At 71.5% G+C, this 10,546-nt stretch carries 14 protein-coding genes and 1 riboswitch; of the genes, 8 read left to right on the top strand and 6 right to left on the bottom strand.

All coding sequences use genetic code 11. The annotated features are described in order from the left end of the window. The 6 genes from VAE46_RS01780 to VAE46_RS01755 all read left to right on the top strand — a co-directional run. Nucleotides 1-707 (top strand): ParB/RepB/Spo0J family partition protein (locus tag VAE46_RS01780; RefSeq protein ID WP_322795190.1); only part of this gene is annotated, 707 nt, incomplete at its 5' end. Nucleotides 708-709: 2 nt separating this feature from the next. Then, nucleotides 710-1,186 carry a RidA family protein gene (locus VAE46_RS01775; protein WP_322795189.1) on the top strand — a complete coding sequence of 159 codons (477 nt, stop codon included), beginning with the start codon at nt 710-712 and terminating at the stop codon, nt 1,184-1,186. An 89-nt stretch (nt 1,187-1,275) separates the two neighbouring features. Then, entirely contained in the window at nt 1,276-2,217 is a 942-nt protein-coding gene (locus tag VAE46_RS01770) for a ribose-phosphate pyrophosphokinase (protein WP_322795188.1), read from the top strand. A gap of 79 nt (nt 2,218-2,296) precedes the next feature. Beyond that, a riboswitch (cyclic di-AMP (ydaO/yuaA leader) is annotated at nt 2,297-2,434 on the top strand. Between the two features lie 112 nt (nt 2,435-2,546). Continuing rightward, on the top strand, nt 2,547-2,723 hold the full coding sequence (locus VAE46_RS01765) for a hypothetical protein (protein WP_322795187.1): 177 nt from the start codon (nt 2,547-2,549) through the stop codon (nt 2,721-2,723). A 140-nt stretch (nt 2,724-2,863) separates the two neighbouring features. Beyond that, entirely contained in the window at nt 2,864-3,742 is an 879-nt protein-coding gene (locus tag VAE46_RS01760; RefSeq protein WP_322795186.1) for a DsbA family protein, read from the top strand. Between the two features lie 48 nt (nt 3,743-3,790). After that, nucleotides 3,791-4,552, top strand: coding sequence for an alpha/beta hydrolase (locus VAE46_RS01755; protein ID WP_322795185.1), 762 nt, complete (start codon nt 3,791-3,793; stop codon nt 4,550-4,552). Nucleotides 4,553-4,559: 7 nt separating this feature from the next. Here the strand turns inward: VAE46_RS01755 and VAE46_RS01750 are convergent, their stop codons facing one another. Beyond that, entirely contained in the window at nt 4,560-5,069 is a 510-nt protein-coding gene (locus tag VAE46_RS01750) for a DUF2231 domain-containing protein (protein WP_322795184.1), read from the bottom strand. 202 nt (nt 5,070-5,271) lie between these two features. Here VAE46_RS01750 and VAE46_RS01745 point away from each other — a divergent pair, with 202 nt between their 5' ends. Then, the gene (locus tag VAE46_RS01745; RefSeq protein WP_322795183.1) at nt 5,272-6,474 is read left to right on the top strand and encodes an acyl-CoA dehydrogenase family protein; all 1,203 of its coding nucleotides are present in this window, start codon (nt 5,272-5,274) and stop codon (nt 6,472-6,474) included. 3 nt (nt 6,475-6,477) lie between these two features. Here VAE46_RS01745 and VAE46_RS01740 read toward each other — a convergent pair whose 3' ends face one another. From VAE46_RS01740 to VAE46_RS01730, 3 genes are all read right to left on the bottom strand, one after another. After that, nucleotides 6,478-6,975 carry a helix-turn-helix transcriptional regulator gene (locus VAE46_RS01740; protein WP_322795182.1) on the bottom strand — a complete coding sequence of 166 codons (498 nt, stop codon included), beginning with the start codon at nt 6,973-6,975 and terminating at the stop codon, nt 6,478-6,480. Between the two features lie 185 nt (nt 6,976-7,160). Next, nucleotides 7,161-7,364 (bottom strand): hypothetical protein, encoded by a 204-nt coding sequence (locus VAE46_RS01735; RefSeq protein ID WP_322795181.1) that lies wholly within the window; start codon nt 7,362-7,364, stop codon nt 7,161-7,163. A 247-nt stretch (nt 7,365-7,611) separates the two neighbouring features. Then, entirely contained in the window at nt 7,612-7,875 is a 264-nt protein-coding gene (locus VAE46_RS01730) for a GlsB/YeaQ/YmgE family stress response membrane protein (RefSeq protein ID WP_322795180.1), read from the bottom strand. A gap of 524 nt (nt 7,876-8,399) precedes the next feature. On the opposite strand from VAE46_RS01730, the gene VAE46_RS01725 reads away from it, so the two are divergent. Further along, on the top strand, nt 8,400-9,722 hold the full coding sequence (locus tag VAE46_RS01725) for a hypothetical protein (RefSeq protein ID WP_322795179.1): 1,323 nt from the start codon (nt 8,400-8,402) through the stop codon (nt 9,720-9,722). Here VAE46_RS01725 and VAE46_RS01720 read toward each other — a convergent pair. Next, nucleotides 9,706-10,254: a thioredoxin family protein gene (locus VAE46_RS01720; RefSeq protein WP_322795178.1), complete on the bottom strand. Its 549-nt coding sequence runs from the start codon at nt 10,252-10,254 to the stop codon at nt 9,706-9,708. The two genes, VAE46_RS01725 and VAE46_RS01720, sit on opposite strands and share 17 nt — an antisense overlap. 40 nt (nt 10,255-10,294) lie before the next feature. After that, the coding region (locus VAE46_RS01715; RefSeq protein ID WP_322795177.1) for a hypothetical protein at nt 10,295-10,546 on the bottom strand (252 nt) is incomplete at its 5' end.

The raw sequence follows: 10,546 nt of genomic DNA, 5'->3' as shown, positions 1-10,546 counted from the left end.
ATTCCATCCGCGAACACGGCATCATCCAGCCGCTCATCGTCACCCGCGACCCGGAGGGCGGCTACCGCCTCATCGCCGGCGAACGCCGCCTGCAGGCCGCCCGCCTCGCCGGGCTCGAGACCGTCCCGGTCGTCATCCGCGAAGCCGCCGATGACGAGCTCCTCGAGCTCGCCCTGATCGAGAACATCCAGCGCGCCGACCTCAACCCGGTCGAAGAGGCGATGGCCTACCGCCGCCTCGTCGAGGAGTACGGCCTCACCCAGGAAGAGGTGGCGCGCCGCGTCGGCAAGAGCCGCGCGACGGTCGCCAACGCGCTCCGCCTGCTCCAGCTCGAACCGGAGATCCGCCGCAGCCTCGTCTCCGGCGAAATCACCGAGGGCCACGCCCGCGCGCTCCTCGGCCTGCCGGAAGGCCGCGGCCGGGTAAACGCCTGGCGCGATGTCGTTCGCCGGCAGCTTTCCGTGCGCGATACGGAGAGCTACGTCCGCCGCCAGCTTGCCGCCGCGCCGGCCACCGCCTCGCGCCCCGCGGCCCAGACGGCCCGCCGCGATGCCGCCCTCGCCGATATCGAAGCCCGCCTGCGCCGCGCCCTCAGCACCCGCGTCCGCGTCGAGCCGCAAAAGAAGGGCGCCCGCATCATCATCGAATGCTTCAGCGCCGAGGAGTTCGAGAACGTCGTTGCCACCCTCCTCGGGGAGTACCAGTAGCCATGGCCCACGAATCCACGCCCGAGCACCGGCTGCTCGACCTCGGCATCGAGCTCCCGCCGCTGCCGCCGCCCGCGGGGCTGTACGCTCCCTGCGCGCGCAGCGGAAGCCAGCTGTACATCTCCGGGCAGGTGCCCCGCACGCCCGATGGGGCCGGGCTCGCCGCCACCGGCAAGCTCGGCCACGACGTCACCGTCGAAGAGGGCGCGGCGCTCGCCCGCCAGTGCGCCCTCCAGGCGCTCGCCGTTGCCCGCGCTGAGCTTGGCAGCCTCGATCGCGTGGTCCGCGTGGTGCGGGTCGCCGGGTACGTCGCCAGCGCCCCGGGCTTCACCGGGCACCCGGCGGTGGTGAACGGCGCCTCGCAACTCCTGCTGGATGTCTTCGGCGAAGCCGGGCGTCACGCCCGCATCGCCATCGGCGTGGCCGAACTGCCCGGCGGCGTTCCCGTGGAGGTCGAGTTCCTCTTCGAGGTCGCCTGAGCTTCGCTCCGCTTCAACCTCCCACCGCCCCGTGATACCCTCGCCTCCGGCCAGACCGCGCCGCGCCACCGATTCGAGGGGAGCCCACCGTGTATAACGACCTCGCCATCTTCTCCGGCCGCGCCCACCCGGCCCTGGCCGAAGCCATCGCCGCCCGCCTGGGCCGCACCCTCGGCAAGGTCGACGTCTTCGAGTTCTCCAACGAAAACATCTTCGTGCAGTTCCAGGAAAACATCCGCCAGCGCGATGTCTTCCTCGTCCAGCCCTTCGTCAGCCCCGTCAACACGTCGATCATGGAGCTCCTCATCATGATCGACGCGGCCCGCCGCGCCTCAGCCGGCCGCATCACCGCCGTCATCCCCTACTACGCCTACGGCCGCTCCGATAAGAAGGACCAGCCCCGCGTCCCCATTACCGCGCGCCTCATCGCCAATATGCTCGAAACCGCCGGGGCCGACCGCGTCCTCACCCTCAACCTGCACGCCGGCCAGATCCAGGGCTTCTTCAACATCCCCCTCGATGAGCTCAACGCCCTCTACCCCGTCTCCGCCTACTTCCGCACCAAGAACCTCGAGAACTACACCGTCGTCGCGACCGATGTCGGCGGCGAAAAGCGCGCGCGCGACCTCGCCGTTCGCCTCGACCTCCCCCTGGCCATCATCGATAAGCGCCGCATCGGCAACGCTGAGGTGACCGAGGCCATGCACGTCATCGGCGACGTCGACGGCCGCAACTGCCTCATCCTCGATGACGAAATCTCCACCGCGGGCACCATCGTCTCGGCGGTCAACGCCCTGCGGCAGAACGGCGCACGCGACATCATCGTCAGCTGCTACCACCCGGTCTTCGCGGGCCCGGCGGTCGAACGCCTGCGCGCCCTCAACCTCCACGAGATCGTGGTCACCGATTCGGTGCCCCTCGGGCCGGAGAAGCGCCTGCCGAACATGACCATCATCCCCGTCGCGCCGCAGTTCGGCGATGCCATCGGCCGCATCCACAGCGGCCAGTCGGTCGGCGCCCTCTTCCAGTAGCTCCCCGCCTGCTCCCCCCACAGCCCGGGCATCCGCGAATTTACATCCTGTTGATGCATCCCCCGGCCCGGTTGTGGTATGCATAAGGATGCCGAATCGGCGGAAGGCCGCCGAGCGGGGGACCCACGCACTGGGGTGTATCCCGGCCACCCGGCCGGGTAGGCGACTCCCCTCGCCGAACCCGTCAGCTAACCCCGCAGGCAGAGAGGGAGAGGCCCGGCAGCCCTTCAGCCTGCCGCATCCAGCCTCTCAGGTCCCCGGGAGCGCCGATTCGCCCCGCATACGGGGCGGGCCGCCGCATCCCACCGAACTGCCCGGGAGGCACCCCAATGCTCCGACCTGAATACACCCCCTGGTGGCGGCGATTCCTCGCCCCGCAGCCCGCGAACCCGCAGGCGCGCCACGCCACCCAGCGCACCTGCCCCGAATGCCGAGCACGCTACACCCCGCGCGACCGCTACTGCCCGGGCTGTCACATCGCCACCCCCGAGTGGCGCTACGGCTAGAGACGCACCGTTCCCTCCTCGTGGGTGCTGCGGACCCCTGGCAGCACCCGGCGCGGGCCGCCCGACCCCTGCGGGCGGCCCGCGCACTTCCGCCTTGACCTTCACGTGCCATTGTCCGCCGGCCCTGCGACAATACCCCCGTGTTTGAACCGAATCCCGGGCCCGAGCCCGGCCCCATCGCCAGCGAGGAAGGCACCGGCCGGCCCGTCTACCTCCGCCGCCAGCCCATTTGGAGCTACTTCCTCACCCCGGCCGCTATCCTCGTCGGCGCGCTCGTCATCGCCGGTGCGATCTGGTGGACCGACGATGATGCTGCCAACGCACCGGCTGCCGGCGGCAGCGCCGCAGCCCCGGGCGGCGCATCGACCCCGCCCCCGGCCTCCCCAACCACCGCCGCGCGCGGCCTGCTCGATACCTTCCTCGCCTACGCCGCGTCGCTCCAGCTCGAGCAGCAGCAGCTCACCGCCTGCCTCAACGACCAGGCCAACGTCCAGCTCATCAACAGCCACCTCCAGCGCGGCAGCCAGCTCGGCGTCAGCGGCACGCCAACCTTCTTCATCAACAACAAGAAACTGGTTGGCGCCCAGCCCACCGAGGTCATGCTGGAAATCATCGAGAAAGAGCTCAGCAGCAGCCCGCCAACCGGCCTCGACGCCTACTCGCCCCGCATCCAGCAGCTCGCCGCTTCCAGTCCGCCCGCCTTCGAAATCGTCGAAGCCCGGCCCGACCTGGCCGGCGCCGCCTTCGAAGGCAACCCGAATGCCCGCGTTGTCATCGCCGAATTCAGCGACTTCCAGTGCCCCTTCTGTCGCCGCTGGAACGAAACCACCCTCGGCGAAGTCCGCAAGCGCCTCGGCGATGACCTCGCCCTCGCTTTCCTCCACTTCCCCATCACCCAAATCCACCCCAACGCCGGCAACGCCAGCCTGCTCGCCATCTGCGCCGGCCGGCAGGGCAAATTCTGGGAGATGCACGACCTCCTCTTCGCCCGCCAGGACGAGTGGTCGAACCTCCGCTGAGCCCCCGCTGACACACTGACGTCATCGCCGGCGCGCTACGATCGGGGCATGCCCGAGACCCGCCGCAGCGGACTCCGCATCGCCTACCGCGTCGAAGGCAGCGGCCCGCCCGCCGTGCTCGTCCACGGCTACACCGCCAGCGGCTGGGCGAACTGGGTCGCCACCGGCTGGGCCGAACGGCTCGCTGCACGCCACACGCTCATCATCCCCGACCTCCGCGGGCACGGCCTGAGCGAAAAGCCCTGGCGCACCGACGCCTACTCCGTGGCCGCCTTCGCCGCCGATGTCCTCGCCGTCATGGACGAGGAGGGCGTCGAGCGCGCCCCGCTCGTCGGCTACTCCATGGGCGGGATGGTCGCGCTCGAACTGCTCGGCCGCCACGGCCACCGCTTCGAACGCGGCATCATCGGCGGCATGGGCAGCTACTTCCCCCGCGGCCGCGGGCGGTTCGCCTTCGAACGCCGCCATCCCCGCAGCCTCGCCCCGCGGCCCGCGCCCGCCGAGCGGCTCCGCTACCTTGCCCGCTACTTCGCGATGGCCGACCCCGTGGCCCTCGACCGCGTGTTCCGTGCCGTCTTCCGCGGCCGTGAGCCGGTCGACCCCGCTATCCTGCCGGCCATCGACCACCCCGTGCTGGTGGCCGCCGGCACCGCCGATGTCTTCTTCGAACCGGCGGCGGCCCTCGCCCGGCAGCTCCCGAACGCCCGCTTCCTGCCCATCCCGCACGACGGCCACGTCTCGGCGGTGCGCAACCCGCGCTTCATCGAGGCCGCCGCGGCGTTCCTCGCGGGGCAGGTAACTACGCCGTAGCCACGCTTCAGCGAGAGCCCGCGAACGTGCCGACGTCGTTCCAGACGAGCGCTGCCCCGGAGTGCCCCGCCGCCACCATCGCGGCCACGGCGATGGCTGCCGGCACCAGCGTGACGGCGTAGGCCGCCAGCGGAAGCCAGCGCGGCAGCGGCCGCTTCGTTTCGGCATAGGCCAGGGCGACCGTCACCACCACGGCCAGCGCGAACATCGCCGCCCAAAAGAAGGCCGCGTCTCCCTGCTCCGGGTGGTCTCCAAAGCGCGCCCGGGTGCCCGCCGCCCGTGCAGCGTCCTTCACCGCGTCTTCGAGCGGCTCCCCGCTCGCGCGTGTGGCCCAGGCTGCCGCTGCTCCCGCGACCGCCAGCGCCGCCACGGGGATGCCGTAGACCACCCGCCACGACCGCCGCCAGAGCAGGACGGCGAACGCCAGCGCTGCCAGCGGAACCAGCACCACCGCGGCGTGCGCGGCCAGGGGGTGAAACGGTATCCCGCCCACGGATTCAAGAAACAGAAAGAGCATGCCGAGACCCCTTCCGGTGCTGGAGCCGGGCACACCCTGGGCCCGGCTTCGTGATTGTCGATCGCGCCTCCTCCGCGGTCACGCGGAATTCGCATGCAATTCTTAACGCGATTCGCCGCCCCTCACGGCGCGCCGTGTGCTCGACACCGCCCCCGCGGCGGCCGACAATCCCGGACACACGCCCCCGACCGGAGAACCTGCCATGGAATTCCGCGATTCCCCCCGCGAAGCCGCCTTCCGCCAGGAGGTCCGCGCCTTCCTCGCTGCCGAGTTCCCCGCCGAGTTCGCCGAGCGGCCGGTCGAATGGGGCCTCTTCAATGGCGCCGGCCGCGCTGTGCCCGGCTTCGCCGACTTCATGCGCGAGTGGACGAAGAAGCTCAACGCCCGCGGCTGGGGCGCCCCGGCCTGGCCGAAAGAGCACGGCGGCGGCGGGCTCTCGGTCAAAGAGCAGTTCATCCTCGCCGAGGAGTTCGCCTGGCGCCGCGCCCCGCGCCCCGGCGGCATCGGCCACGGCTGGGCCGGCCCCACCATCATGGTCTACGGCACCGAAGAGCAGAAGCGCGACTACCTCCCGAAGATCATTTCCGGCGAGCACATCTGGTGTCAGCTGTTCTCCGAACCCGGCGCCGGCTCCGACCTCGCCTCGCTCCAGACCCGCGCCGTCCGCGATGGCGATGACTACGTGATCAACGGCCAGAAAATCTGGACCTCCGGCGCCCAGTACGCCCACATGGGCATCCTCATCGCCCGCACCAACCCCGATGCGCCCAAGCACCGCGGCATCAGCTACTTCCTCGTCGATATGAAGACCCCGGGCATCACCGTCCGGCCGCTGGTCAACATGCTCAACAGCCACGAGTTCAACGAGGTCTTCTTCGAGGACGTCCGCATCCCGGCGAAGAACCTCCTCGGTGAGGAGAACCGCGGCTGGTACCTCGCCACCACCACCCTCGACTTCGAACGCTCCGGCATCGCCACCAGCGTCTCCCATGCGCTCATCGTGCGGGACCTCGCCCGGTTCGCCCGCGAGGCGCCGGTCGGTAGCCGCACGGTGGCCACCAACGCCGCGGTCCGCCTCGAACTGGCCGACCGCGCCATCGAGGCCCAGGTCGAATCGCTCATCTCCTACCGCATCATCAGCATGCAGGAGCGCGGCGAAATCCCGAACAAGGAATCGTCGATCGCCAAGCTGTTCTCGAGCGAGCTCGATGTCCGCCTGGCCGTGACCGCCATGCACCTCGCCGGCCTCTACGGCCAGATCACCGACCGCGAGGATGCGCGCGTGCTCGGCGGCCGCATCGCCCGTTTCTACATGCACAGCACCACCAGCCCCATCGGCGGCGGGACCAGCGAGATCCAGCGCAACATCATCGCGACCCGCGGGCTGGGCCTGCCCCGCGGCTGAGGCTCAGCCGGCCCGGCGCCGCAGCTGCTGCTGCAGCCAGCCGATATCAGCCCGCAGGTGGGCCGCCTGGCGCTCCCGCGCCACCGCGAAGGGGTCGCTGCCCGTGCGCAGGTCCCGTTCGAGCGCGGTCAGCTGCCGCGCGGCCGCGGCCATCCGCGCGCGCAGCAGCTCCTCGGCATCGGCGATGCCGGCCGTTTCGGCCGCGGCGAGCGCCAGCGCGAACTCCGGGCTCTCGAGCGGCGCCGAACCGAGCACCTCGCGCGCTGCTGCCGCAAGAGCCGCCCGCCCGGCCTCGGTCAGCTGGAGCCTTCGGCGCAGGTGCCCGGTTTCGCCCGATTCCAGCTCCGCCGCGGCCAGGCCCTCGCGCCGCAGCCGTTCGACCTGCCGGTAGAGGGCGCTCCGGCTGACCGCCAGCCCCAGCGAGCCCAGGTGGTCGAGCAGCGCATACGGGTGCCGCGGCGCGAGCGCCGTCGCGGCGAGGACCGGGAACAGCTCCTTCATACCGCAGATGGTGCCGGCCGGTGACGGCGTGGCCAATAAGGGAATCGCCCCATTTCCCGCCCGGGAAGCACCGCGGAGGTGGCCGGCCCGGTGGTGCGGGCGAGCCTCCCGCCCGCGACCATGCCCACCGGGGAAGCCTCCGGGTTGCGACGCTTCCCGGCCGGGAAGTTTGCCGCTCGGGAAGCTTACTCGATGGGCAGGCTGCAGCCGGAAAAGAGCGTCACCGTGCCATCGGGGCCGGCGATGGAGCGAAGGTACGCCGGGGGCAGGCGCCGCAGGAAATCGCGCGCGCAATCCGGGCAGATGCCGTGCGAAACCCGGACGCCCGGGGAATCGGGCATCCCCTCGCGACACCAGGCACAAACGACAGGCAGCGTTTCACGGTCCATCGATTCCACCGTAGCACCCTTCGGCGTCGACAAATGTCGCCCGCACCACCCGCCGCCGACTGTTCCCAAATGTCCACCTGGAGCGAGGCTGGAGGTTGGAGGTGGGAGCCGGGAACCGGGAGCAGGGAGCGTTCAAAGGCGAGATGTGACGCCGACCGGGAGGCCCGGGGGGTGGTTTGGGCAGGGCGCACTCTCCCGGCTCCCCGCTCCCCGTTCCCGGGGGTGGCAGCGCGATGCGGGGTGGGGGCTACCTGCGCAGGGCCCGCAGCAGCCAGAGGAAGATGACACCGCCGAGGATGGCCAGGCCGAAGCTGCGGATATCGAACGCATTCACCGAGCCCCAGCCGATGGCCGTCCCGATGAACCCCCCGATGACCGCACCCACGATGCCGATGGCAATCGTGACGACGATGCCGCCGAAGCCGCCCTTGCCGGGGTCATCCCCCGGCATCAGGAGCTTGGCAATCGCCCCCGCGATGAGACCAAAAACCAGCCACGCAAGAATGCCCACTGTTCGACCCCCATTCACCGAACGTTCCGCTCCCGGGCGCAGGGCCGCGGACCACCGCATTCTGAGCCCAAAACCAGACAGCAACAACGGCACTTCCGCTTCACCCATCGCAACCCCTGGAGGAGGTGGGAGGTTGGAGGTGGGAGGTTGGAGGTTGGAGGTGGGAACCGGGAGCAGGGAGCAGGGAGCAGGGAAAGGGGAGCGTTCAGCGCCGAGACGTGACGCCGATCGGGAGGCCCGGGGGTGGTTTGGGCAGGGCGCACTCTCCCGGCTCCCGGCTCCCCGTTCCCTGCTCCCCGGCGGGGTGGTGAGGTGGCGGGGCTCCCGTCTCCCCGCTCCCGGGCGGGGTGAGGCGTTGGGCGGCCTCCCACCTCCCACCTCCCACCTCCCACCTCTGAGGGTTTTCCTGATTTTTCGCTCCGCCAACATTCCGTTCACCCGGTCCGTGGTACGGTGGCTCCAGGCCCGACGCGCTGCCGATGACCGGCTGCGCCGGCCGGCCGCACCATCCGATGATCCCCGGTGTGTCCCAGGCTGTGATGACGCCCCCGGCTGCCCCCCGCAGCGCCCTCGCCTGCTTCGCTGGCGCGAAGTTCACCTCGCAGGCCGCCCAGAACGTCTTCTTCGCCGCGCTGCTCGTCACCGCCGGCACGGCCGACCACGCCGGGGCGGGCATCTCTTCCTTCTTTCTGGCCATGCTCGCGGCCTCCCTCGCCTTCGGGGTTGGCGGCGGCGCCCTCGCCGACCGCCTAGGCGCCGGGGTGGCCTTCGCCCTCGGCGGCTGCCTTCGCGCGGCGGCCATCGCGCTGGCGTCCGTGCTGCCCGGGGGACTTGTCGCCGTTCCGGTCACGGTGTTCGCCTATTCGGCCGTCTCGCAGGTCTACTCCCCCGCCGAAATGGCCCTCGTCCGGGCGCTGGGCGGCGGCCGCCACGGCGCGCTGCATGCCCTCCTGCTCACCCTCCAGTTCGGCGGGCAGGGGCTGGCCGTCATCGCCCTGGCGCCGCTTCTCTGGTGGCTTGGCGGGCTCGAAACAATGCTCGTCGGGGCCGCCGCCATCGCCGCCGTCTCCGCCCTGTTCGCCGGTGGCCTCGCGGTAGCCACACGCCGCCTGCAGCTCGCGCCGCCCGCCCGCGGGTCGGCCTTCCGCGATACCCTGCGCGTCTTCCAGCGCAGCCTCGCGGCCCGCGAAGCCCTGGTCGTGCTGGCCCTCACCTCGCTCGTCATCCAGGGCTGCCTCGTCGCCCTGCCCCTCTACCTCCGCAACGACCTCGCGGCCGATTCGCGCGGCGCCGTGGCGGTCTTCGCGGCCGGCGCCCTGGGCGTCCTCGCCGGGCTCGCCTGGGGCTCCTCCCGTCTCCGGCCGGCGGCGGTCGCGAGCGTCTCCCGCGCGGCCGTGCTGGCCATGGCCGTCGGCGCTTTCGCCCTCGCCGCCCTCGATTACGGCCTCCGCGCAGCCCTTGAACTGACCGAGCTTGGCCCGCTCGCCGCGCTCGACCTCGAGGTTGGCAGCTCGTTCGCCGTCGCCGTGCCGGTGGCCTTCGCGCTCGGGCTGGCCGTCACCCTCGCCATCCTCGCCGGGCGCGTCGCACTCAGCGCGGCCGCGCCGCTGGCCCACCAGTCGCGCGTCTTCGCCGTGCAGGCCACCCTCACCGATGCGGTCGTCGTGCTCCCGCTGGTCCTCTTCGGCATCGGGGTCGAAGTGGCCGGCGCCCGGCCGGTGCTCGCCCTCATTGGCGGGGCCGCGGCGTTCGCCTTCCTCGTGCTCGAACGGCGCGTGTTCGCCTCGTGGATGCACCTGCCGGCGCACCCGACGCCCGCCCCGGTGCCCGTCAGGAGCGAGGAATAGCCCCCGCCAGCAGCAGCTCCACCTCGTCGCGGAAGGCCTCCGCGGCGGCGATTTCGCCCGTTGCCCGCGCCAGCTCCCGCCCCCCCGCGTCGATGAGCACGAACGCCGGCGTTTCACGGACACCGTACCGCTCCGCCGCCGTATCCCGGTCGACCGATTTTTCGACGAAGACCACCCGGCCGCGGTATTCCGCCATCACCCGGTGCACGAACTGCATCCGCTCGCAGGCGCGGCAGGTTGGCGTGCTGAAGAAAACGAGCGTGGGCAGCCCATCGGCCCGCGGCCGCTCCGGCGTCGGCAGCGGCGCGAGCGCATGGTACGCCGTGTGCTCGGGACCCCGGACGGCGACCACCTCGCCCCCGGCGTTGGCCCGCGCCAGCTCCAGCAGGGCCGGGTCGACCGACGATTCGCCCCGCGCCGCCAGCCCCACCCAGGCCGTCAGCCCGATGGTGGGGAACACCATCGCCAGGATCACCAGCCACGCCTTCCAGCTCCAGCGCGGGTTCCACCAGTCGCGGCGCGGTTCGCTCACGCATCCATTGTCGCGCGGAGGCCCGCTTCCCGTCGCCGGGTCAGCCGCCGCCGCGCATCGTCTTCCGCCGCAGGAAGGCCGCGACCTCGTCCTCGCGCTCGCCTTCGACCTCGTAGAACACCACGGGCACGCGGATGCCGCCCACCCGGGCCGCCTCGCCGGGCACGAACCGCACCTCCCAGCCCGCGCCCCGCACCACCGGGCCGTCGCGTTCGCCGCCCAGCTCCGCCACCAGGTAGCCCGCGATCAGGTCGGTATCGATATTCCGGACCTCGAGCCGCTGCATGGCGGG

The sequence above is a fragment of the Tepidiforma sp. genome (assembly GCF_034433535.1).
Lineage (GTDB): Bacteria > Chloroflexota > Dehalococcoidia > Tepidiformales > Tepidiformaceae > Tepidiforma.
Note: the sequence above shows the minus strand (reverse complement) of the source record. Positions and strands in the feature narration are given on the sequence as shown.

What these genes read in the sequence shown, in the direction of transcription:
- VAE46_RS01755 (WP_322795185.1), top strand. Translation starts at nt 3,791, where the DNA reads ATGCCCGAGACCCGCCGCAGCGGACTCCGCATCGCCTACCGCGTCGAA.
- VAE46_RS01740 (WP_322795182.1), bottom strand. Translation starts at nt 6,975, where the DNA reads ATGAAGGAGCTGTTCCCGGTCCTCGCCGCGACGGCGCTCGCGCCGCGG.
- VAE46_RS01745 (WP_322795183.1), top strand. Translation starts at nt 5,272, where the DNA reads ATGGAATTCCGCGATTCCCCCCGCGAAGCCGCCTTCCGCCAGGAGGTC.
- VAE46_RS01735 (WP_322795181.1), bottom strand. Translation starts at nt 7,364, where the DNA reads ATGGACCGTGAAACGCTGCCTGTCGTTTGTGCCTGGTGTCGCGAGGGG.
- VAE46_RS01775 (WP_322795189.1), top strand. Translation starts at nt 710, where the DNA reads ATGGCCCACGAATCCACGCCCGAGCACCGGCTGCTCGACCTCGGCATC.
- VAE46_RS01765 (WP_322795187.1), top strand. Translation starts at nt 2,547, where the DNA reads ATGCTCCGACCTGAATACACCCCCTGGTGGCGGCGATTCCTCGCCCCG.
- VAE46_RS01750 (WP_322795184.1), bottom strand. Translation starts at nt 5,069, where the DNA reads ATGCTCTTTCTGTTTCTTGAATCCGTGGGCGGGATACCGTTTCACCCC.